At 33.1% G+C, this 22,472-nt stretch carries 20 protein-coding genes; 11 read left to right on the forward strand and 9 right to left on the reverse strand.

Annotation, left to right across the window (positions count from 1 at the left end):
- The first annotated feature begins 33 nt into the window (after positions 1–33).
- From Q4566_RS02270 to Q4566_RS02290, 5 genes are all read left to right on the forward strand, one after another.
- Entirely contained in the window at positions 34–1,212 is a 1,179-nt protein-coding gene (locus Q4566_RS02270) for an AIR synthase related protein (protein WP_303417822.1), read from the forward strand.
- 74 nt (positions 1,213–1,286) lie between these two features.
- Complete coding sequence (locus Q4566_RS02275; RefSeq protein WP_303417823.1) at positions 1,287–2,246, forward strand: DUF3078 domain-containing protein; 960 nt, start codon at positions 1,287–1,289, stop codon at positions 2,244–2,246.
- Positions 2,247–2,642: 396 nt separating this feature from the next.
- Positions 2,643–5,198, forward strand: a complete 2,556-nt coding sequence (locus tag Q4566_RS02280; protein ID WP_303417825.1) for an adenosylcobalamin-dependent ribonucleoside-diphosphate reductase — start codon at positions 2,643–2,645, stop codon at positions 5,196–5,198.
- 169 nt (positions 5,199–5,367) lie between these two features.
- On the forward strand, positions 5,368–7,635 hold the full coding sequence (locus tag Q4566_RS02285; protein WP_303417826.1) for a TonB-dependent receptor domain-containing protein: 2,268 nt from the start codon (positions 5,368–5,370) through the stop codon (positions 7,633–7,635).
- A gap of 9 nt (positions 7,636–7,644) precedes the next feature.
- Entirely contained in the window at positions 7,645–8,490 is an 846-nt protein-coding gene (locus Q4566_RS02290; RefSeq protein WP_303417828.1) for a DUF4249 family protein, read from the forward strand.
- A gap of 63 nt (positions 8,491–8,553) precedes the next feature.
- Here the strand turns inward: Q4566_RS02290 and Q4566_RS02295 are convergent, their stop codons facing one another.
- Positions 8,554–9,768: a hypothetical protein gene (locus Q4566_RS02295; RefSeq protein ID WP_303417830.1), complete on the reverse strand. Its 1,215-nt coding sequence runs from the start codon at positions 9,766–9,768 to the stop codon at positions 8,554–8,556.
- Positions 9,769–10,072: 304 nt separating this feature from the next.
- Between Q4566_RS02295 and prfA the strand changes: the two genes are divergently transcribed.
- From prfA to Q4566_RS02310, 3 genes are all read left to right on the forward strand, one after another.
- Positions 10,073–11,149, forward strand: coding sequence for a peptide chain release factor 1 (prfA, locus tag Q4566_RS02300; RefSeq protein ID WP_303417832.1), 1,077 nt, complete (start codon positions 10,073–10,075; stop codon positions 11,147–11,149).
- Between the two features lie 61 nt (positions 11,150–11,210).
- Positions 11,211–12,035, forward strand: coding sequence for an orotidine-5'-phosphate decarboxylase (gene pyrF, locus Q4566_RS02305; RefSeq protein WP_303417834.1), 825 nt, complete (start codon positions 11,211–11,213; stop codon positions 12,033–12,035).
- An 8-nt stretch (positions 12,036–12,043) separates the two neighbouring features.
- The gene (locus tag Q4566_RS02310) at positions 12,044–12,850 is read left to right on the forward strand and encodes an ABC transporter substrate-binding protein (protein WP_303417836.1); all 807 of its coding nucleotides are present in this window, start codon (positions 12,044–12,046) and stop codon (positions 12,848–12,850) included.
- Positions 12,851–13,043: 193 nt separating this feature from the next.
- Here Q4566_RS02310 and Q4566_RS02315 read toward each other — a convergent pair whose 3' ends face one another.
- From Q4566_RS02315 to purU, 4 genes are all read right to left on the reverse strand, one after another.
- Positions 13,044–13,241, reverse strand: a complete 198-nt coding sequence (locus tag Q4566_RS02315; protein WP_303417838.1) for a Lacal_2735 family protein — start codon at positions 13,239–13,241, stop codon at positions 13,044–13,046.
- 88 nt (positions 13,242–13,329) lie between these two features.
- Complete coding sequence (locus Q4566_RS02320; protein ID WP_303417840.1) at positions 13,330–13,527, reverse strand: Lacal_2735 family protein; 198 nt, start codon at positions 13,525–13,527, stop codon at positions 13,330–13,332.
- A gap of 157 nt (positions 13,528–13,684) precedes the next feature.
- Complete coding sequence (locus Q4566_RS02325) at positions 13,685–14,413, reverse strand: DUF4197 domain-containing protein (RefSeq protein ID WP_303417842.1); 729 nt, start codon at positions 14,411–14,413, stop codon at positions 13,685–13,687.
- Between the two features lie 51 nt (positions 14,414–14,464).
- Positions 14,465–15,319: a formyltetrahydrofolate deformylase gene (purU, locus tag Q4566_RS02330; protein ID WP_303417844.1), complete on the reverse strand. Its 855-nt coding sequence runs from the start codon at positions 15,317–15,319 to the stop codon at positions 14,465–14,467.
- A 148-nt stretch (positions 15,320–15,467) separates the two neighbouring features.
- Here purU and Q4566_RS02335 point away from each other — a divergent pair, with 148 nt between their 5' ends.
- Positions 15,468–18,989 (forward strand): methylmalonyl-CoA mutase family protein, encoded by a 3,522-nt coding sequence (locus tag Q4566_RS02335; RefSeq protein WP_303417846.1) that lies wholly within the window; start codon positions 15,468–15,470, stop codon positions 18,987–18,989.
- Positions 18,990–19,082: 93 nt separating this feature from the next.
- Here Q4566_RS02335 and Q4566_RS02340 read toward each other — a convergent pair whose 3' ends face one another.
- Positions 19,083–19,478: a hypothetical protein gene (locus tag Q4566_RS02340; protein ID WP_303417848.1), complete on the reverse strand. Its 396-nt coding sequence runs from the start codon at positions 19,476–19,478 to the stop codon at positions 19,083–19,085.
- A gap of 122 nt (positions 19,479–19,600) precedes the next feature.
- Here Q4566_RS02340 and Q4566_RS02345 point away from each other — a divergent pair, with 122 nt between their 5' ends.
- A complete protein-coding gene (locus Q4566_RS02345; RefSeq protein WP_303417850.1) occupies positions 19,601–20,044 on the forward strand; it encodes an Lrp/AsnC family transcriptional regulator in 444 nt (147 codons plus the stop codon).
- A 9-nt stretch (positions 20,045–20,053) separates the two neighbouring features.
- On the opposite strand, the gene Q4566_RS02350 is transcribed toward Q4566_RS02345, so the two are convergent.
- Together Q4566_RS02350 and Q4566_RS02355 are read right to left on the reverse strand one after the other, a co-directional pair.
- Entirely contained in the window at positions 20,054–20,431 is a 378-nt protein-coding gene (locus tag Q4566_RS02350) for a VOC family protein (RefSeq protein ID WP_303417852.1), read from the reverse strand.
- A gap of 5 nt (positions 20,432–20,436) precedes the next feature.
- Positions 20,437–21,414 carry a YpdA family putative bacillithiol disulfide reductase gene (locus Q4566_RS02355; RefSeq protein ID WP_303418125.1) on the reverse strand — a complete coding sequence of 326 codons (978 nt, stop codon included), beginning with the start codon at positions 21,412–21,414 and terminating at the stop codon, positions 20,437–20,439.
- A gap of 90 nt (positions 21,415–21,504) precedes the next feature.
- Between Q4566_RS02355 and Q4566_RS02360 the strand changes: the two genes are divergently transcribed.
- Entirely contained in the window at positions 21,505–22,104 is a 600-nt protein-coding gene (locus Q4566_RS02360) for a DUF1684 domain-containing protein (RefSeq protein WP_368506587.1), read from the forward strand.
- Here the strand turns inward: Q4566_RS02360 and crcB are convergent.
- On the reverse strand, positions 22,101–22,472 hold the full coding sequence (gene crcB / locus Q4566_RS02365) for a fluoride efflux transporter CrcB (protein WP_303417856.1): 372 nt from the start codon (positions 22,470–22,472) through the stop codon (positions 22,101–22,103). The two genes, Q4566_RS02360 and crcB, sit on opposite strands and share 4 nt — an antisense overlap.

The raw sequence follows: 22,472 nt of genomic DNA on the forward strand, positions 1-22,472 counted from the left end.
CAAAGAAGTAAATTTGCAACACAATTTAATATTATGAGTCAAGAGGTTTCAAAACGATACGCGCAACGTGGTGTTTCTGCGTCAAAAGAAGATGTACACAATGCTATTAAGAACATAGACAAAGGTTTATTTCCAAAAGCATTTTGTAAAATAGTTCCAGATTATTTAACAAACGACGATGATTATTGTCTAGTTATGCATGCCGATGGTGCAGGAACTAAGTCGTCTTTGGCCTATATGTATTGGAAAGAAACTGGAGACGTATCTGTATGGAAAGGTATTGCTCAAGATGCATTAATCATGAATATCGATGATTTGTTGTGTATTGGGGCTACCGATAATATTATGTTATCCTCAACAATAGGTAGAAATAAAAATTTAATTCCAGGTGAAGTGCTTTCAGCAATTATTAATGGTACTGAAGAACTTCTTGAAGATTTAAAATCTTTTGGAGTGACTATACATTCAACTGGTGGTGAAACTGCCGATGTTGGTGATTTGGTAAGAACGATTATTGTAGATTCAACGGTTACTGCACGTATGAAGCGTAGTGATGTTATTGATAATGCTAATATAAAAGCTGGCGATGTTATTGTTGGTTTAGAAAGTTTTGGTCAAGCGACATACGAGAAGGAATATAACGGTGGTATGGGTAGTAACGGATTGACCTCTGCGCGTCACGATGTGTTTCATAAATATTTAGCTGAAAAATATCCAGAAAGTTTTGATGCATCAGTACCAGAAGATTTAGTGTATTCAGGAGGTGTAAAATTAACAGATTCAGTTGACGATTCTCCCATCGATGCGGGGAAATTGGTATTGTCTCCAACGCGTACTTATGCGCCAATTATTAAAAAAATCCTTTCTCAGTATACTAGTGAAAATATTCACGGTATGGTACACTGTTCTGGAGGCGCTCAAACCAAAATTCTTCATTTTGTAGATCAATTTCATATTGTAAAAGATAATATGTTTCCAATTCCACCATTGTTCAAATTAATACAAGAGCAATCAAAAACAGATTGGAAAGAAATGTATCAAGTCTTTAATTGTGGCCATCGTATGGAATTATATGTAACGCCTGAAGTTGCAGAAGATATTATTGCTATTTCAAAATCCTTTAACGTTGATGCTAAGGTTATTGGTAAAGTAGAAGCTTCCGAAGAAAAAAAGCTTACAATAAAATCAGAGTTTGGTGAGTTTACTTATTAGTTAATTTTGTTTCTTTTAGTTATGGAATGATTGTTGTAGCTAACCGAACTTGTGTAATTTAATTTTAGCACTCCATGAGAATTTTTGTCTTACTAATTGCTTTATTTGGATTTAATGTTTTAAACGCGCAACCTGATTGGTTGTACATTGAGGAAGAGAAAGATGATTACAAAGGACCAGAATGGGTGCAGAAAAATAAGGTAGCTTTAGATATTAATGAAGCTGTTTTTGTCAACTGGAATGAAGGGGGGACAAATTCGATCACGGGGCTCTTTGATGTAAAAACCATGCTTAACTATTCCGATAATTATTATGTTTGGAACAATGATGCGCATCTTCGCTATGGTTTGAATATGCAAGAAGAACGAGAAGCTAGAAAAACTGACGACTTATTCGAGTTAAATTCAAATTTAGGTTTTAAACCAAATGAAAACTCAGATTGGTTTTATATGGCCCGTTTAAACTTTCGAACGCAATTATCAAACGGATATAACTACCCTAATACAGATAAAGCCATTTCGAAATTTATGGCTCCAGGTTATTTGTTTTTTGGGGGAGGAATGGAATACGGAAAAAATAATAAGAATTTTTCATTATACTTTTCGCCACTTACATTAAAGGCTACTTTTGTTTTTGATGAAACTTTGGCAAATTCAGGAGCATTTGGGGTAACGCCAGCGGTGTTCGATGGACAGGGTAATATTATTACTCCTGGAGAGCAAATTCGCCGAGAAGTTGGTGTCTTATTAACAAATACTTATAAAAGGAAGTTGGTTAAGAATATAAATGTGGTTAATCAACTCAGTTTATACTCTGATTATATAAACAAATTCGGAAATATTGATGTTGATTGGCGTTTAGATTTCGATTTTAAAGTGAACAGTTTTGTTCGTGCTAATTTTGGTACACACCTTCGTTATGATGATGATATTAAAACTTTAGAACCAACCGATGTTGAAGGTGAGTTTGATGAAGCTGGGGCTAAAGTACAATGGAAACAGTTTTTAGGAGTGGGAGTTGCCTTCGATTTTTAATTTACGCTTATCTTTTCATAGATCTAGGCTGTTTATATTCATGTTTTTTTTATAGAATTTTATTTTTAAATATCAACTTGAATTTAGTAAATTAATGGATTTTTAATCTAGAATTTTAGCTTGTACTTGATAGTCAATTTAGTACCGTGAAAACCACTTTTTCTACTAGTGTCGGGAGGTTTGTTTTTTCAAAATCAATTATTATACTTCGCAAAATTATTTTTATTAAATTGTTAACTTTTTGATGTTGATAAATATTTAAAACATTGATTTATAGCTGTTTAGGTGTTTTTAAGTGTAAACTTTTTATTAATTATTGTTTTTTTAGTTGTACATTTGTGCTTTATTTCAAGCATAGCAAATTAATTAATCCGGCTTAAAAATCTCAATTTATCCATGAACGAAAAACTCACAAAAACACCAACTAAAACTTACTCTCAAGACGAGGCCTTTCAAGCAGCTCTTAAGTACTTCAAAAATGATGATTTAGCTGCTAGAGTATGGCTAAATAAATATGCCCTTAAAGATTCAGACGGAAATATTTTCGAATTAACACCTAACGATATGCACAAACGTATCGCTAGAGAAATAGCAAGTGTAGAGTCTAAATACCCAAATCCGCTATCGGAAAGTGAGGTTTTTGATTTAATAAAGGATTTTAAATATATCGTACCACAAGGTAGTCCAATGGCGGGAATTGGTAATCCCTTTCAAATTGCGTCGTTGTCTAACTGTTTTGTAATTGGAAATGATGGTGAATCTGATTCTTATGGCGGCATCATGAAAATTGACCAAGAGCAAGTGCAGCTTATGAAGCGTCGTGGAGGTGTAGGTCACGATTTATCACACATACGCCCGAAAGGGTCTGCTGTAAAAAATTCAGCATTAACATCAACTGGAATTGTACCTTTTATGGAGCGTTATTCAAATTCAACCAGAGAGGTTGCTCAAGATGGAAGACGTGGGGCGTTAATGCTTTCAGTTTCTATTAATCATCCAGATTCAGAAGATTTTATCAATGCTAAATTAGAGCAAGGTAAAGTAACGGGAGCGAATGTTTCTGTAAGAATTGATGATGAGTTTATGAAGGCCGTAAAAGCTGGAAAAGAATACACGCAGAAATATCCAATTTTTAGTTCAAACCCTAAAGTTTCAAAGTCTATTGATGCGAATGCTTTATGGAAAAAAATAGTACACAATGCTTGGAAATCCGCTGAACCTGGAATCTTATTTTGGGATACTATTATTAATGAGTCGGTTCCAGATTGTTATGCAGATTTAGGTTATAAAACGGTTTCAACTAATCCTTGTGGTGAGATTCCATTATGTCCTTATGATTCATGTCGTTTATTAGCAATCAACTTATTTTCTTATGTTGACAATCCATTTACGGATAAAGCTAAATTCAACTTCGAATTGTTCAAAAAACATGTTGCTGCTGCACAGCGTATCATGGATGATATTATTGATTTAGAACTTTTAAAAATCGATAATATTATTAGAAAGATTGATGAAGATCCAGAGCAAGATGAGGTAAAAAGAACGGAGAAAAACTTATGGTTAAATATTCAGCGCAAAGCGGAAGAAGGCCGTAGAACTGGAGTAGGTATTACTGCTGAAGGTGATATGCTAGCTGCTCTAGGTATTAAATACGGAAGTGAAGCAGGAAACGCATTTTCTTTAGAAGTACACAAAACCATTGCTATTGAAGCTTACCGTGCTTCTGTGTATTTAGCTAAAGAACGTGGTGCTTTTGGTATTTTTGATGCCGAACGTGAAAAGAATAATCCTTTTATTCAACGTTTAAAAGAAGCGGATGATAAGTTGTATTATGAAATGCTTGAATACGGCAGACGTAATATTGCGTTATTAACAATTGCGCCTACAGGAACAACCAGTTTAATGACACAAACCACTTCTGGAATCGAGCCTGTGTTTATGCCGGTCTATAAACGAAGAAGAAAAGTAAATCCAAATGACAAGGAAGTTCGTGTAGATTTTGTTGATGAGGTAGGTGATTCATGGGAAGAATATGTTGTTTTTCACCATCGTTTTAAACAATGGATGGAAGTAAACGGGATAGATACTTCTGTGAATTATTCTCAAGATGAAATTAACGAACTTATTAAAAAATCGCCTTATTATGGCGCGACTTCAAATGATGTCGATTGGTTAAGTAAAGTTAGCATGCAAGGGGCTATTCAAAAATGGGTAGATCACTCTATTAGTGTGACAATTAATCTTCCTAATGATGTTTCAGAAGATTTAGTTGGAGATTTATACCTAAAAGCATGGGAAGTTGGCTGTAAAGGAGTCACCGTTTATAGAGATGGATCGCGTTCTGGGGTTTTAATTTCAAACGACGAAAAGAAAACAGAAGAGACAGAGGGTAAGACATCGGCCTTTCCAACTAAGCGTCCGCAATCTCTAGAAGCCGATGTGGTTCGTTTTCAGAATAGTAAAGAAAAATGGATTGCCTTTATAGGTATCATAGACGGAAAGCCTTACGAGGTATTCACAGGTCTTGCTGATGATGAGGATGGTATTTTAATTCCACGTTGGGTAAACAAAGGTGTTATTATTAAAAATCGTGGTGAAGACGGTGTAAGACGTTACGATTTTCAATATAAAAACACCAGAGGTTATAAAACCACGATTGAAGGGTTGTCACATAAATTTAATCCAGAATTCTGGAATTATGCAAAACTAATTTCAAGTACATTACGTCACGGTATGTCAATAGATAAGATTGTAGATTTAATTAATAGTCTGCAATTAGATAGTGAATCTATCAACACATGGAAAAACGGTGTGGTGCGTGCATTAAAACGTTATGTGGAAGACGGAACGAAAGCAAAAGGTCAAGAATGTGATAACTGTAAGTCTGAAAACTTAATTTATCAAGAAGGCTGTTTAACTTGTAAGGATTGTGGTTCTTCTAAGTGTGGATAAAAATAATTCACGCTAAAAATTCTAATAGAATTAACAAGGAAACTCTCAATAAACTACAGTAGTTTATTGAGAGTTTTTATTGCTATAAGTTTTAATAGTTCTTAGCATTCTTGTTAAATTTGCATTTAACAACAGTACGCTTTTATTGAATAGTCTACATAAAAAAAATATGATAAAAGTTAAGTGCTTGTGTTTTTGCTTTATTTTGTTTCTAAGCAATTATATAGCTGCTCAAGAGAATATTTCATCAAAGGTAATAGATATTAAAACCGGATTGCCTGTAATAGATGTTTCTATACATGTATTAAATAGTGCTGAAGGAGCATATACTGATGAAAATGGTGTTTTCATTTTAAATAATTTAAATTCAAAAGGCTCTGTTAAACTTTCTAAGATAGGATTTGAGACTTTGATTATTAATATAGATAGTATTGAAGATATTATCTATCTAGAGCCAAAAATTAACGAGCTAAAAACAGTAGTTCTAAGAAGTTTTTCAAGCAGCCAGTTGAAAAAAGTAGTGCCAGATCAAATATATTTCTCTAAAAAGGATATTGAAAAAATGCCTTTTATTTTAGGAGAAAAGGACGTTATTAAGCTAATTCAATTTACCCCAGGAGTACAGCAAGCTAGTGAAGGGCAGTCAGGCTTTTTAGTTAGAGGTGGTAATGCTAGTATGAACTTAACACTTATTGATGATATGTACTTGCATAGTACGGCACACCTTGGCGGTCTTTTTTCAGTGATCAATTCAGATGTTGTTCAGTCTTTAGAGTTCTCTAAAGCAGGTTTCGATGCCGCCTATGGAGGTAGGCTATCTTCTATTATTGATATAAAAACATTAAAAAAAACAGATTCAACAAATTTTCAAGGTAGTATAGGTCTTATTTCGTCTAAACTTACTGGGAACATAAAATTGAATGAGACTAATAGTTTATTATTGTCTGGTAGACGTTCTTATTTAGAAGCTTTGACGCCTTTTTTTTCAGAAGAAAGTTCAATTTTAAAAAAAGGAAAAAAATATTATTTATACGATCTTCTAGTTAAACATACAGGGCTTCTCTCAGAAAAAAGTAGTTTAGAGACTGTATTGTATAATACTAGTGATAATTTTACGGATGTTACCCAAGGGCGGGATAGGAAAATTAATTGGGGAAATTTTTTGTTGGGTACAACTTTTAGTTATCAATTTTCTGATATATTAAATTCTCAAACAACATTTTCTAATAGTTATTATAAATTCTCTGTAGGAGATAAGGAGTTCCCTTATGATTACGATGTGAAAAGTACCTTCAATATTTTAGGATTAAAACATCATTTTTTATGGAACAAGAATCAAAGTATTTATAAGGCTGGGCTGAATTATAATAGAAATACAATTCTACCTAAAAAAGTTAATGCATTTGTAGATGATTCGCCATTAGAAATTGAAAATGAAGAAACCTATATTTATGATGATATTAGTTTATTCGGAGATATAGAATATCCTATTTCAGATAAATTAAAAACTAAACTGGGTTTAAGATTAACGTCTTATATTACAAAATCTAACGCATTAATTGATAATGAAATTTTCTTAGGTGTAGAACCTCGAGTGAGTTTAAGGTATAAATTAAGGAGTAGTCAAGCTTTAAAGTTTAATTATCAAAGAATAACTCAATTTGTTCATCAAGCTTCTGTAAGTTCTTTTAGTTTTCCAGCAGATTTTTATTTGGTAAGTACTAAAGATGTTAAACCACAAGTATCAAATCAATTAAGCTTAGGTTATGTTTATGAAGTAAATGGCATGCAGTTTAATAGTGCTGTTTATTTTAAGGATATTAATAATTATACCGAGTTTGAGAATGGATCGGTAAATAATTTATTTTCAAATAATATATACTCAGATGTTTTAATTGGAAATTTAAAATCCTGGGGAATAGAATTTAGTATGAGTAATAAGATCAATAAAATAACACTGCAAAACGCTTTAACATTATCTAAAACCATTGCTAAATTTGATGAGATAAATGATGGGGCTTATTTTCCTGCTATTTTTGATAGGCCGATAAACTTTAGTTCTTTACTAAATTATCAATTAAACGACCGCATAGAGTTAGGTATGTTATTTATATATACTAGTGGCCAAAATTACACAAAACCTTTAGATGTTAGAATTATAAACGAAGAGGTGATACTTAATTATGGTGCTAAAAACGGATATCGATATCCAAGTTATAACAGGCTAGACTTGTCGTGTACTTATTCATTCAAACAAAAAGGGAAATGGAAGTCTAAATTAAATCTTACATTGTATAATGTGTATAATCGAAAAAATCCATTTCAAATAACTTACGATATTGATAGTAATTCAGGGAGTTCTTTTTTACAAATAGAAGAAGATACAGAAAGTCTTTTTCCTTTTTTACCAACAATAAATTGGCTTTTCTCTTTTTAAATTTTGTGTATGAAAAAATATTTTTTTTTACCTGTTTTGTTTTTTAGTCTAGCATGTACCTCTAATTTAGAAGAAGATTCTTATCAAGATAAATTAACTGTAGAGAGTGTTATTGAAGAAGGTGAGTTTGCTAGAGTATATTTACTTAATAGTATACCCTTTAAGGGGGTAATTGATTCCTTAGAAGTAATTAAGTCTATTGAAACTAAAGCAAAAGTTGTATTGTCTAACGGTGAGGTTTCAGAGATTTTAACGTTGAAAAAAGATGAGTCATATTTTCCTTTTTTTTATTACCGAAGTAATGTAATAAAAGGTGATTTAAATAAATCTTATAATCTGTCTATAAATGTTAGAAATAAGGAATTTACTTCTAAAACAGATGTTCCACAAGCACCTCATGTTGTAGATGTAGAATTTATTGAAGCTCAGTATGAAGGTGAAGTTTTTCCAGATTTTAGAGATGTAAAGTTAACTATGCAAAATAGCAATATTGAAAATTTATATTTCAAATTCTTCATAAAGAATGAGGCTAAAAAATCCTTTAGTAACGCCAATCCGTTTATAATAAATACAGAAATTATCGATTCAAATACTTTCTCAGTAATTATTCGTCATTTTAAAGATACAGAAGGCGATGGAAAAGAAGAGTTTTTAGAAGTAGGCACTAAGGTTGATTTAAAAATAGTAGCTATTACGAAAGAACAATATGAGTTTTGGAAATCTGTAAAAGGAGATCAAACTACTATTTTGGGGAGCTCTTCCTTTTCTTCAAATGCAAAAAGTAATATTAGTAATAATGCTTTTGGTTACTGGTCTGGCGAAAATGCTGTTACTTTTAATTTGGAGGTTATGTAAAAAAAAAGACTGCCTTGAGAAGACAGTCTTAAATTTTAAAAAATTTTATTTTTTGAGTAGATACTAGTCTACATTTTCAAAAAGTTTTTCAAAAGCTTCAAAAACACTTTCAAATTTATCTTCAAGACTTGTAAAAGAACCATCTACATATACGTCGAAATCAGTTGTAGTACCATCGTCAAATAGAAGTCTTGCAAAAACAACTTCCTCAGTTATTTCAACTTCCTCATAGTCTTGTGTATCGTTGTTATATACCCAATCCAAATATGTATCAAAATCTTTATAAAACTCCATGTCTGCTACTTTGCGGTTGTTCACGCTAATTTCTGCATCGATGTTGTTGTTTAATAATTCGATTTGTTCATCAACAGTTAAGTCATCATCAGAATTTAAACCATCGTCTTTAGCAGATACACTTAATTCAGCATTTAAAAATTTAAAAGAAAACTTAGCATTATCTACAACGTCTTCAGCATTTTCAGCATCTTCAATATTATTAAAGTTTCCATTTACAGTGTAGTTGTATTCCATAATAACATCGCTACCTATTTTAAAGCTCAATGATTGGATAACCTTATTGTTACTCTCATTAGAAAATGAAGTTTCAAAAACGAATTCTCCTAAAGTAGTTGTGTTGTTAATTGAAGATGGTACCAATGAATTGTTTTGTAAACTCGCTTTATATTCTTGAGTGAACATTGTAGCGTCATCAATTTTTAAATTAGCTTTAGCTAAAGTAGGAAGCTCGTCGTTTTCATCTCCAGCCAACGTTGTTTTGAAATCTGTAACACTAAAAACAGCTTGTTTTCCATTATAGTTAATGATATAAATAATGTCGTCACTTTCTCCTGTTTTTTCAAAATCTTCTATACTTGCATTCCATTCGTAAGTACCTTTTTCATTTTCATAATCGTCGGCTATAGGAGTTTCGCTAACTAAAGAAATAGATTGTTTAGCGTTAAAACTTACAATGTCATCCCCATCCTTAATTGCTGAGTTTATAATTGAATTAATAGCTACTTTTTTGAAGCCACTTGATTTCGAGGTGTTCGATGAATTTAAGTATTCTGCTAATTCAACGATTTCATTTAAGGCATCATCATTTTTAAAGGCTTCAACCTTGTTTAACAATTCTATACTGTTTTCTTCTAGTTGTTCTTTTCCTTCTTCAACAGATAAAGGCGTTGTAGGTTCATTACTCGAATCATCATCACTACTACTACAAGACGTGTTGAATAGAATAGATGAAATTAAAGCTAGGGCATAAAATTTTTTCATATTTATAATTTTTGTCATTTAAATTAATGGCGAAAATAAATTTTTTTCTACAATCAGGAAGGGTAAGCCTTGTTTATAAAGTGTTATAAAAGCTACTTTTTTCTTAAGTTAAGTGAAACTGAATTAAATTTGATAAATTATTAGCAATCAGTAAAAAAACTTGTCATATTTTCAGAAATTAAGTTTAGTATATTGAGTTGTGTATTAAAAATAATTTTTAATACATAAAACAATAGATATCACAACTAGCCATACTTAGAATTCATAAATTATCGTATTTTTGACTTCCAATTAAAAAAGGCAGATGTTAGAGAAATTACAAATTGTAAAACAACGTTTTGATGAGGTGAGTGATTTAATCATTCAACCAGATATTATCTCCGATCAAAAGCGTTATGTAGAGCTGAATAGAGAATATAAAGATTTACGTATCCTTATGGATAAGCGTGAAGAATACTTAGAGTGCACTAATAATTTAGCTGAAGCTGAAGAAATTATTGCTGATGGAAGTGATGCTGAAATGGTTGAAATGGCCAAAATGCAATATGAAGAAGCTAAAGAAGGGCTTGCACGATTAGAAGAAGAGATAAAAGTATTGTTGATTCCTAAAGATCCTGAAGATTCTAAAAATGCTGTAGTTGAATTACGCGCTGGAACCGGTGGTGATGAAGCGAGTATTTTTGCTGGTGATTTATTTAGAATGTATACCAAGTACTGTGAAGGTAGAGGTTGGAAAGTGGATACAGTAGATTTTAGTGAAGGTACCAATGGTGGCTTTAAGGAAATTCAATTTGAAGTTACTGGTGATGATGTTTACGGAACGTTAAAGTTTGAAGCAGGTGTACACCGTGTACAACGTGTGCCACAAACAGAAACTCAAGGACGTGTACATACCAGTGCAGCTACAGTGATGGTATTTCCAGAGGCTGAAGAATTTGATGTAGAAATTAACCCTAAAGATGTGCGTATTGATTTTTTCTGTTCATCAGGGCCAGGAGGTCAGTCTGTAAATACAACGTACTCCGCAGTGCGTTTAACACATATCCCAACAGGATTGGTAGCACAATGTCAAGATCAGAAATCTCAGCATAAGAATAAGGAGAAAGCCTTTAAGGTATTACGTTCGCGTTTATACGACTTAGAGTTGGCCAAAAAGATGGAGGAAGATGCTGCATTACGTGGTACCATGGTAACTAGTGGAGATCGAAGTGCGAAGATTAGAACATATAACTATTCGCAAGGGCGTGTAACCGATCATAGAATTGGATTAACACTTTACGATTTATCAAATATTGTGAATGGTGATATCCAAAAAATTATTGATGAATTGCAATTGGCTGAAAACACTGAAAAGTTAAAAGCTAATAGTGATCAAATATAACCATACAATTAAAGTAAGCGCATAACAGTTTCCTCCTTTGGAGGATTAAGGAGGATTATCAATGACAACAAATCAGTTAGTAGAAGAAATCAAGAAAAAAAAATCCTTTCTATGTATCGGATTGGATGTTGATTTAAATAAAATACCAGAACATCTTTTAAAGGAAGAAGATCCTATTTTTGCATTTAATAAAGCAATTATAGATGCCACACACCACTTATGCGTTGCCTATAAGCCAAACACCGCTTTTTACGAAGCTTATGGTTTAAAGGGGTGGAAAGCCTTAGAAAAGACGATCAATTATTTAAATGAAAACCATCCTGAAATTTTCACAATTGCTGATGCCAAACGCGGTGATATAGGAAATACTAGTACGATGTATGCGAAAGCGTTCTTTGAAGATTTAGCATTCGATTCCGTAACAGTAGCGCCTTATATGGGAAAAGATTCAGTAGAACCTTTTTTAGCTTTTGAAAACAAGCACACTATTCTTCTAGCGTTAACTTCTAATCAAGGGGCTTTCGATTTTCAAACAAAAACCATTGAAGACAAAGAAGTGTACAAACATGTTTTAGAGACTTCTAAAACATGGACCAATTCTGAAAACTTAATGTATGTTGTTGGAGCTACTAAAGCTGAATATTTAGCTGATATTAGAAATATCATTCCAAATAGTTTTTTATTGGTACCTGGTGTTGGCGCTCAAGGCGGAAACTTACAAGATGTATGTAAATATGGAATGAATGATTCTGTTGGCTTGCTAATCAATTCTTCACGTGGTATTATTTACGCGTCTAAAGATGCTGATTTTGCTCAAGCTGCCGCTCACAAGTCTGAAGAACTTCAAAAAGAAATGGCTGTTATCCTAGACGCCGCATCATTATAAATGAGGTGATGCAAATAGCAGATCAACTTCAAAGAATCCTTCATATTGAAAAGACACCCAAACGCATTGTGTCGCTGGTTCCAAGTCAGACAGAATTACTGTGTGATTTAGGGTTGAAAGATTATCTAGTTGGAGTGACTAAATTTTGTATTCATCCAAATACTATTCGAAAGGAAGTTGCTGTTGTTGGAGGTACCAAACAAGTGCATTTTGATAAAATAAAAGCGCTTCAGCCCGATATTATACTTTGCAATAAGGAAGAAAACACAAAAGAAATTGTTGAAGCCTGTGCATTAATTTCTAAGGTACACGTATCTGATATTTTTACTTTAGAAGATAGTTTGGAGCTTATTCAGCAATACGGAGTCGTCTTTGAATGTTCAGAAAAAGCATCAAGGATCATTGAAAAGATTTCTAGTGAATTTGAAAGTTTTCAGAAGTTTATAAAGGAGGAGCCCACCATGTCTGTGGCTTATTTTATCTGGAAAAACCCGTGGATGGTCGCAGCAAATAATACGTTTATAAATTATTTGCTAGAAGTTAATAAATTTGAGAATGTGTTTAGACACAAAAGTAGATATCCAGAAATAGACTTTTCTAGCTCTGGAGAAATTGCAAATGCAGATTTAATTTTGTTATCTTCTGAACCTTTTCCTTTTAAAGAAACTCATAAAAAGGAGGCACAAGAAATTTTCACCGAAGCTACAGTACTACTTGTAGATGGCGAAATGTTCTCTTGGTATGGTTCAAGACTCATGTTAGCGTTTCAGTATTTTAAAACGCTCCGTTTAAATCTTCAGAATACTCAACTTTAGTAGCATCTTCTACAAAGTTTGCAATTCTATTCTCTAATTGTTTTAAGCTGATTAATTTATTGAAATTAGGCTTAATTTTTCCTACGCGACAAAAGTGAGGGTTCATAACTTTTTGTTTTTTTTGTTTATACAAAATACGTGAAAATCACTTATTTAGATGTTTTTTTAAGGTTAAAAAAACGATAAAATAAAATTATATTCTACAGTATCTTAATTGATTTGTACTTAAATAATTCAAATTGTTTGCTTCATTAAGCAGTTTAATGGCTTTAAATTCTAAAATATCACTTAAAGAAGCATCTATTTGACTAAGATTATAGGCTTGTTCCATAAGTAGTTTATATTTTTTTATTAATCTATTTTGTTGTTTTTTTATATAAGTAGTATTCATAATGTTAAATTATTATTTATAAGTTAATATAAAGGCAAATTTAATACCTGTTATACTATAAAGTAGTTAAATAAATGGTAAAAAAATATTAGATAATTGATTGCTGCTGTTCCCTATATAGATACTTTAATCTATTTAATTTGTTTAGCAGTTTTATGGCGCGATATTCTGATATATCGCTTAATGCTGAATCTGTTTGTCGGAAATTATACGCTTGTTCCACAAGAGTTTTATAATCTCTGTAGAGTTTATCTTGGTGAAGTTTTATGGCGTCAAATCGATTCATTGTTGTCACTTGATTTACAAGTACTTAAATATACATTTTTTTTGTTTAAAATTTTAATTTGTTGTAAAAATTTTAGTCAAATTTTAAATAATATTTTTAAAGCATAAAAAAACCGAATGAAAAGTCATTCGGTTTTAATAAATAATGGTGTGAAATCTTAATCTTGTAAAGCAAATACTTTCTTTAGTAAGTCAGTCGTTCTTGAGCTATACTGCGTTCTTATTTCTTTCTCTTCAACTTCTATCATCGTGTAAACGCCTTTAAGCGCTTCACCAGTCACATAGTCAGTTAAATCAGGGTTTACATCATCAGTAAAAGGTATGCTGTTGTATTTGTTAATTAAATTAGACCAAATTTTATCAGCGCCAACTTTATCAAATGAGCTTTTTATAACAGGATTAAACTTATTGTAAAGCGAAGTTTCCGTTTTTGATGTTAAATACTGTGTCGCGGCGTTATCGTTTCCTGTTAAAATGCCTTTGGCATCATTGAATGTGATGCCTTTTACAGCATCAACAAAAATAGGTGTGGCTTCTTTTACGGCATCTTCAGCAGCTCGGTTTAGTGCTTTTATACCTTCATCTGCTAAACTACCTAGTCCTATTTTTCTAAGTCCGTCATCTACTTTTTGTAATTCCGAAGGTAAAAGGATTTTAACCATATTATTACCATAAAAACCATCAGTTTGTGTCAGTTTAGTCACTTGTTTTTCTATGCCTAAGTCTAAAGCTTGTCTTAAACCTGCTGCGATATCGGCATTTCCAATAGAACCTAGTCCGCCATCAGACCCTGTTTGTGTTTGTGGAATTTGGTTCGCGACGTGTTGCAATTCCGCGCAAGCTGTCATATTTAGGAATAGGGTAATGGCAAATAATTTACGTATCATAGGAGTGTTTTAATGTTGATTATAGGGCGAGGGTACGACTTTTTTCTAGTTTTATGTAAAAATGACTGTCTTATTATTGTAGACCATAACTTTTCGATTAGCATGAAGCTTTACAGCGTTTGCTAAAACCACTTTTTCTAAGTCACGACCTTTTGCGATTAAATCGGAAATGGCATGCGTGTGCGTAACGCGGGTGACATCTTGTTCAATTATTGGGCCAGCATCTAACTCTTCTGTGACATAATGACTGGTAGCTCCAATAATTTTAACACCACGTTTGTAAGCTGAATGATAAGGTTTTGCACCAACAAAGGCTGGTAAAAACGAATGGTGAATATTTATTATTTTATTAGGATACTTGCTTATCATGCCATCGGAAATGATTTGCATGTAACGCGCTAAAACGATAAAGTCAACCTTATGGGCTTCTAACAATTCCAGTTGTCTGTTTTCGGCTTCTTTTTTGGTGTCTTTGGTTACTGGGATATGATAAAAAGGAATATTGAAATTTTTTGCAATATGCTCTAAATCTCTATGGTTACTTATAATGAAAGGAATTTCTAAATTAAGTTCTCCAGAATTGTAACGTCCTAATAAATCATATAAACAGTGATCGTACTTAGAAATGAACAAGGCCATTTTTGGCTTTTTTTCAGAAGAATATATGCGCCACTTCATGTTGAAAGTTTCGGCTAATTCAGATTTAAAACAGGCTTTGAATTCGGTTGTAACAAATGCTTCTGCTTCAAACTCACTTTCCAAGCGCATAAAAAAGATATCCTGTTCACGATCCACATATTGATCGATGTAAACTATGTTTCCGCCTTTGTTCGCGATAAAGTTCGTAATAGATGCGATAATATTAGGCTTATCCTTACAATGTATGAGAATGGTTATTTTAGTCATTTTGAATTTTAATCTTTAATACGCTCAAAATTAGCTTAAAATTATAAAAGACTAAACTCAGAATCTAGTTTTAGATAATATCAAGTAAATAGTTGATTTTTTTGATTATTTCGTAAATTGCCACACTTAAATTAGAGAATCTTTACGAATGAATCAGCAAGCAATTTATAAGCCAAAACATAAAATTAGAATCGTAACCGCAGCATCCCTTTTCGATGGGCATGATGCTTCCATAAATGTGATGCGTCGTATTATTCAGGCCACTGGAGTTGAGGTGATTCACTTGGGCCACGATAGGAGTGTGGAAGAGGTAGTAAATACCGCAATTCAAGAAGATGTGAATGCGATTTGTTTAACTTCTTATCAAGGAGGACACAACGAATATTTTAAATATATGTTCGACCTTTTAAAAGAAAGAGGCGCTGAACATATTAAAATCTTTGGCGGCGGAGGCGGTGTTATTCTGCCTTCGGAGATTAAAGCGTTAATGGATTATGGCATTACACGTATTTATTCGCCTGATGATGGTCGTGAGATGGGGCTCCAGGGTATGATTAACGATTTGGTTCAAAAATCTGATGCCCCACTTAATCTCCCCAAAGGGGAGAAACAGCATATCGGAAAGGTGTGTAATCAAGATGGCTCCTGGTTAATTGAACTTGGATCAGAAAAAGTTAAAGAAAACTTACTAAATAAAGAAGTTAATACGATTGCTAGGTTAATTTCATTAGCAGAAAATAATCATGCAGATTTTGATAAAATATTTAATAATCAGCGTAAAATTTCCTCCCCTTCGGGGAGGTCGGGAGGGGCATCTAGTCCTGTTCTTGGAATTACTGGAACCGGTGGTGCTGGGAAATCGAGTTTGGTAGACGAACTGGTTAGACGCTTTTTATTGGATTTTCCAGATAAAACGATAGGAATTATTTCTGTAGACCCTTCAAAGCGAAAAACTGGAGGGGCACTTTTGGGAGATCGAATTCGAATGAATGCCATAAATAACAACCGTGTTTACATGCGAAGTTTGGCCACGCGTCAATCTAATCTCGCGCTTTCAAAACATGTGAATGAAGCGGTTGAAGTTTTAAAAGCTGCCGAGTACGATTTAATTATTTTAGAAACTTCTGGAATCGGACAATCAGATACTGAGATTATAGAACATTCTGATGTGTCTCTTTATGTCATGACTCCAGAATTTGGAGCAGCAACGCAACTCGAAAAAATTGACATGCTTGATTTTGCCGATTTAGTAGCCATTAATAAATTTGATAAGCGTGGCGCTTTGGATGCTTTGCGTGATGTGAAAAAGCAATATATGCGTAATAACCTGCTTTGGGATGTTCCGCAAGATGAATTACCGGTGTTTGGAACTATCGCATCTCAGTTTAACGATCCGGGAATGAACACGCTTTACAAGGCAATTATTAATAAACTCGTTGAAAAAACGGAGGTTGTTTTAGATTCTAAAGCGGTGGTTTCAAATGAAGAAAGTGAAAAGATATTCGTGATTCCTCCAGCTAGAACGCGCTATTTATCTGAGATTTCAGAAAATAATAGAGCTTATGATAAAACGGTTAATGAACAGGTGGATGTTGCTCAAAAATTATATGGTATTTTCAAAACGATATGTACTGTTATTAATGTTTCCAAAAAGGAGGATGAATTATCCTTTATCGGCAAACTAAGATTAAATGATGATGCGATTTTAGAATTTTCTAACGCAGAAAACAAGGATTTTGTAAATCTGCTTATTGCTGAATTCGAACGTGTAAAAATGAACCTTGATCCTTACAATTGGGAAATTCTAATTGGTTGGGACGAGAAAGTGAATACCTATAAAAACCCGATTTACAGCTTTAAGGTTCGTGATCGGGAAATTAAGATTGAAACCCACACCGAATCTTTATCGCACACACAGATTCCTAAAGTAGCTTTTCCTAAATACCAAGCTTGGGGTGATGTTTTAAGATGGTGTTTACAAGAAAATGTGCCAGGCGAATTTCCATTTACTTCGGGATTGTATCCTTTTAAGAGAAAAGGGGAAGATCCAGCTCGTATGTTTGCGGGTGAGGGGAGTCCGGAGCGTACCAACAAACGTTTTCACTATGTGAGTCAGGGCATGCCTGCTAAGCGTTTATCTACGGCTTTTGATAGTGTGACGCTTTATGGAAATGATCCTGATAGTAGACCTGATATTTATGGTAAAATTGGAAATGCGGGTGTATCTATTTGCTGTCTAGACGATGCTAAAAAACTATATTCTGGTTTTAATTTAGCTCATGAAATGACTTCAGTGAGTATGACTATAAATGGTCCTGCGCCAATGTTATTAGGGTATTTTATGAATGCAGCTATCGATCAGCAATGTGAAATATACATTAAAGAAAATGGTTTAGAAAAAGAGGTAGAAGCCAAAATTTCTAAGTTATATCAAGAAGAAAAGCGTCCGAAATATAACGGACACCTTCCTGAAGGCAATAACGGTTTAGGCTTAATGCTTTTAGGCGTTACAGGGGATCAAGTATTACCAAATGAGGTCTATCAAGATATTAAAGTTAAAACCATAGCTCAGGTTAGAGGGACGGTACAAGCGGATATTTTAAAAGAAGATCAAGCTCAGAACACTTGTATTTTTTCAACTGAATTTGCTTTGCGCCTCATGGGCGATGTTCAGGAGTATTTTATTGAAAATAATGTTCGAAACTTTTATTCGGTGTCCATATCTGGATATCATATTGCTGAAGCTGGTGCCAATCCTATTACACAATTAGCGCTCACTTTATCTAACGGTTTCACTTACGTGGAGTATTATTTAAGCCGTGGCATGGATATTAATAAATTCGGACCTAATTTATCATTCTTTTTCTCGAATGGGGTCGATCCTGAATATGCAGTTATAGGTAGGGTAGCACGTAAAATTTGGGCTAAAGCCATGAAACATAAATATGGAGCAAACGCCAGAGCGCAAATGCTTAAATACCACATTCAAACCTCCGGACGTAGTTTACATGCTCAAGAAATTGATTTTAATGACATTCGTACGACGCTTCAGGCCTTGTATGCGATCTACGATAATTGCAATTCATTACACACCAATGCTTACGATGAAGCGATTACCACACCAACGGAGGAGTCTGTACGTCGTGCTATGGCCATTCAGCTTATCATTAATAAAGAATTAGGTTTGGCTAAAAATGAAAACCCAATTCAAGGTTCTTTTATTATTGAAGAATTAACCGATTTAGTTGAAGAAGCCGTGTTAGTTGAATTTGACAGAATAAACGAGCGTGGTGGTGTTTTAGGAGCTATGGAAACCATGTACCAACGTAGTAAAATACAAGAAGAAAGTTTGTATTATGAAACCTTAAAACACAACGGGGAATTCCCAATAATCGGTGTGAATACGTTTTTAAGTAGTAAAGGGTCTCCAACGGTTTTACCTGCGGAAGTAATTCGCGCCACAGAAGAAGAAAAACAACTCCAAATTAAAACCTTAGAAAACCTGCACCAAGCTAATGATACAGAGAGCTTACTGAAGGATTTGCAACAAAAAGCAGTTAATAATGAAAACATATTTGAAGCTTTAATGGATGTTTGTAAAGTGTGTTCGTTAGGTGAAATTACCAATGCATTGTTTAAGGTGGGCGGACAGTATAGACGAAATATGTAATACATTAATATTCAAAAAAAGTAAATAAAAATCCTCTAGAATCTAAACTCTAGAGGATTTTTTATGAAATATATTTTCAAATTATGGCTGCAACTACAAAGTTAACATCCAATGGTTCTGAAGCTTTTTAAACTTTTTTAATTCGCTACGCAGAATAGGTAAAAAATCTTTTCCATTACTGTTAGAACGTTCTAAACGGTATGAGTTTTTGTAAAGCTTATTAGTCAGTTTTCTTAAAGATTCAATGTGTTTGTATTTGCTTTCAGAGTGTCTTTGCATTTCGGCATTAAGAATTTCTGGCGCTAAAGAATTAGATTGTTGAATAATATCTCCTGAAAAATAAATATGATGATTCTCACTACCATCTTGATTTAGAGATGATAAGTCGCTGTTTAGGTAAGTTGAAATACTTTGAGAGAGGGTTAAAATCTCCAAAGCTTTCTGATAAATCGGTAATTCCGATAGATTTAGTGGGGTATTAGACGACATAAATAATTTTTCTAAGCATTTATTCAAAATTACTCACAAGCAAGGAGAATCGTCTTTAATTATTAAAGTGATTTTGTATATTTGCTTTAATATTTAATTTAATTTAGTTAAAATTCCTTTAAATGATCGTTGATACGCTTAATCGCCAAATTTTGAAATGTTTACAGCAAAATGCACGACTGTCAAATGCTGAAATTGGAAGACAAGTAGGCATCAGTTCGCCAGCGGTTTCCGAACGTATAAAAAAAATGGAAGATTTAGGAATTATTGAAGGTTATAAAACCATAGTTTCACCTTTTGAAATTGGTTATCAACTTAAAGCGATTATCACATTAAGAGCTTTTATGGGGAAATTAAGGCCATTTTTAGAGAAGGTGAAAACCTACGATGAGGTGATTAATTGTTATCGTATTACAGGTGATGAGAATATTGTGATGGAAGTGGTTTTAAAAAATCAAAAGCATTTAGAAACATTTATAGATCAACTTATTACATATGGTGAATCGAAAACGCAAATTGTTTTATCTCGAGTGGTAAAACAAAAGGAAGTAATTCCAATTAAATAGAGTGCTTGTTTATTTGAGTTTCCATGGCGGATCTTTTCTGTTTTTTCCAGCATAATATAAAATAATACAATTACCATCAGGATCATTTAAATGCGCTTCTCGCCATAACCAAGGCATATCTTTTGGTAACTGATTAAATGTAATACCTTTCTCTTGAAGTTTTTCTACACACTTGTCTAGAAACTCTTCTTCAAAATAAACCGTAACTCCTGGTCCTTGTGGTAATTCTTCAACCTCGTGAATTGAAAATGTGGATTCGCCGTCTGGGCAAGCAAATCTTGCATATTTTGAATGTGTAAATACGATAAGGTTTAAGCCTAAAGTTTTATAAAAGGCAACAGATTTTTCAACATTTAATGATGGTATAGTGACTTGGTTTAAATTCATGTAAATTAGAATTTAGATTTTTCAATATGTTCGGCAATAAGTTTGGCGTGAATTCTTGAATTTTCAATAAACCATTTGTGGGTTTCCTTTCCACCGCATACTACACCAGCTAAATAGAATCCTTTTACGTTCGATTCCATAGTTTTAGGGTTATATTGCGGAATGTTTTTACCATCAGAAGAGAGGGTGATACCGCTATTTTTCAACAATTCAAAATTTGGTAAATAACCTGTTAAGGCTATTACAAAATCATTAGGAATAGCTACGTCTTCGTTGTCGTGTTTTATAATAACTTCATTTTGCTTTATTTCGGTTATTTCAGTATTAAAATACGCAGTGATACTGCCTTCTTTAATACGGTTTATAATGTCTGGACGTACCCAATATTTCACGCGATCACCAATTTCTTTACCTCTTATTACCATGGTAACATGTCCGCCTTTACGCCATACCTCTAATGCAGCATCAACGGCCGAATTACTTGCGCCTACAACCATAACATTTTGTAAAGCATAGTTGTGTGCTTCTTTATAATAATGGGTTACTTTTTCTAAATGCTCACCAGGAACATTCAGGAGTTTTGGGATGTCATAAAAACCTGTACAAACGATCGTTTTTTTTGAATGGTATGTGGCTTTATCTGTTTTAATCGTAAAGTTTTCATTAGCTTTTTCTATACGATCTACCGTTTCAAACAGCCGTATATTTAATTGATTAGAAGTGGTGACACGACGATAATATTCTAAAGCTTCATCTCTATTAGGTTTCGGGTTGTTACTTATAAAAGGAATGGCGTTAATTTCAAGTTTTTCGGAAGTTGAAAAGAAGGTCATGTTTTTAGGATAGTTAAAAAGCGAATTTGTTAAGGCGCCTTTTTCAACAACCAAATAGTTCCAATTTCTTTTTTTGCATTCTAGAGCGCAAGCAATTCCTATAGGGCCAGCTCCAATAATGATGATATCAAAATGTTCTTCTTTCAAAATGTATATTTTTCTTTTTGCAATGTTTTGAATAATCAAAGCTATCCAAAACATTTGGAAATTGTATTTTTAGGGAATAAAAAAATTATGAAAATGAGGTTAGTCTTAATTATAGCCATAGTAACCTTTTTGGGTTGTGAACAAAAAAAACGTACTATAAAAGGAGATACTGCGTATCAAAGGCAACAAAATGCCGATTTTAAAGATGCTTCAAAATCACCATTAAAGGCGAAAGATTTAAAGAATTTCGAGGGCTTAAATTTTTTTAAGCAAGATTCTACTTATGTTGTTACTGCCAAATTAGAGCGCACGCCAAATACTGAATGGTTCAAAATGAAAACCACTACAGATCGCGTTTCAGAAGAACGTATTTACGGTATTTTGTCGTTTGATTTAAAAGGAAATACGTATAATCTAAATATATATCAAGGTAAAGAAACAATGACTCAAGAAGGTTTAGAAGATTATTTGTTTTTACCTTTTTTAGATGAAACTAACGGTTTAGAAACCTATGGTGGCGGACGTTATATAGACGCAAAGATTCCAAGTGGAGATCATATGATTATAGATTTCAATAAAGCCTATAACCCTTATTGCGCTTACAACGAAGCATTTTCTTGTCCGATTGTACCTAGAGAAAACTATTTAAAAACCCGAATAGAAGCAGGGGTAAAATCTTTTAAGAAAAATTAAAAACTTTTAGCCAAAAACATTCCTAGAAATACGAGTAAAAAGCCAACACTAAAAGTGACACAAGTGTAAATAGCAAAGCTAAAAAAGTCTCCAGATTTTAAAAATAGATGATTTTCGTAAGCAAAAGTTGAAAATGTCGTAAAGCCTCCACAAAAACCAGTAGCTAAAAGGAGTGTGTGATTCTGGGTGATGGCACTGTGCTTAGCTGCTAGTCCTAAAATGATACCTATAAAGAAACTCCCCAATATGTTTGCTAGAAATGTACCATAAGGAATACCTGTTTCTATGCTGTTGAATTGCTTCCCAATAAGATACCTTAAAACACTTCCGAAACCACCACCTATAAAAACAAGTAATAAATTCTTCAT

The sequence above is a fragment of the Tamlana sp. 2_MG-2023 genome (assembly GCF_030548465.1).
Classification (GTDB): Bacteria; Bacteroidota; Bacteroidia; order Flavobacteriales; family Flavobacteriaceae; genus Pseudotamlana.

Bases quoted from the DNA above. Each gene is read 5' to 3' on its own strand.
- Q4566_RS02315 (WP_303417838.1), bottom strand. From the start codon at position 13,241: ATGAATACTACTTATATAAAAAAACAACAAAATAGATTAATAAAAAAA.
- Q4566_RS02360 (WP_368506587.1), top strand. From the start codon at position 21,505: ATGAGGTTAGTCTTAATTATAGCCATAGTAACCTTTTTGGGTTGTGAA.
- Q4566_RS02275 (WP_303417823.1), top strand. From the start codon at position 1,287: ATGAGAATTTTTGTCTTACTAATTGCTTTATTTGGATTTAATGTTTTA.
- Q4566_RS02285 (WP_303417826.1), top strand. From the start codon at position 5,368: ATGATAAAAGTTAAGTGCTTGTGTTTTTGCTTTATTTTGTTTCTAAGC.
- Q4566_RS02290 (WP_303417828.1), top strand. From the start codon at position 7,645: ATGAAAAAATATTTTTTTTTACCTGTTTTGTTTTTTAGTCTAGCATGT.
- crcB (WP_303417856.1), bottom strand. From the start codon at position 22,472: ATGAAGAATTTATTACTTGTTTTTATAGGTGGTGGTTTCGGAAGTGTT.
- Q4566_RS02310 (WP_303417836.1), top strand. From the start codon at position 12,044: ATGCAAATAGCAGATCAACTTCAAAGAATCCTTCATATTGAAAAGACA.
- Q4566_RS02280 (WP_303417825.1), top strand. From the start codon at position 2,643: ATGAACGAAAAACTCACAAAAACACCAACTAAAACTTACTCTCAAGAC.
- Q4566_RS02350 (WP_303417852.1), bottom strand. From the start codon at position 20,431: ATGAATTTAAACCAAGTCACTATACCATCATTAAATGTTGAAAAATCT.
- pyrF (WP_303417834.1), top strand. From the start codon at position 11,211: ATGACAACAAATCAGTTAGTAGAAGAAATCAAGAAAAAAAAATCCTTT.
- Q4566_RS02340 (WP_303417848.1), bottom strand. From the start codon at position 19,478: ATGTCGTCTAATACCCCACTAAATCTATCGGAATTACCGATTTATCAG.
- Q4566_RS02335 (WP_303417846.1), top strand. From the start codon at position 15,468: ATGAATCAGCAAGCAATTTATAAGCCAAAACATAAAATTAGAATCGTA.
- Q4566_RS02270 (WP_303417822.1), top strand. From the start codon at position 34: ATGAGTCAAGAGGTTTCAAAACGATACGCGCAACGTGGTGTTTCTGCG.
- purU (WP_303417844.1), bottom strand. From the start codon at position 15,319: ATGACTAAAATAACCATTCTCATACATTGTAAGGATAAGCCTAATATT.
- Q4566_RS02320 (WP_303417840.1), bottom strand. From the start codon at position 13,527: ATGAATCGATTTGACGCCATAAAACTTCACCAAGATAAACTCTACAGA.
- Q4566_RS02295 (WP_303417830.1), bottom strand. From the start codon at position 9,768: ATGAAAAAATTTTATGCCCTAGCTTTAATTTCATCTATTCTATTCAAC.
- Q4566_RS02325 (WP_303417842.1), bottom strand. From the start codon at position 14,413: ATGATACGTAAATTATTTGCCATTACCCTATTCCTAAATATGACAGCT.
- prfA (WP_303417832.1), top strand. From the start codon at position 10,073: ATGTTAGAGAAATTACAAATTGTAAAACAACGTTTTGATGAGGTGAGT.
- Q4566_RS02345 (WP_303417850.1), top strand. From the start codon at position 19,601: ATGATCGTTGATACGCTTAATCGCCAAATTTTGAAATGTTTACAGCAA.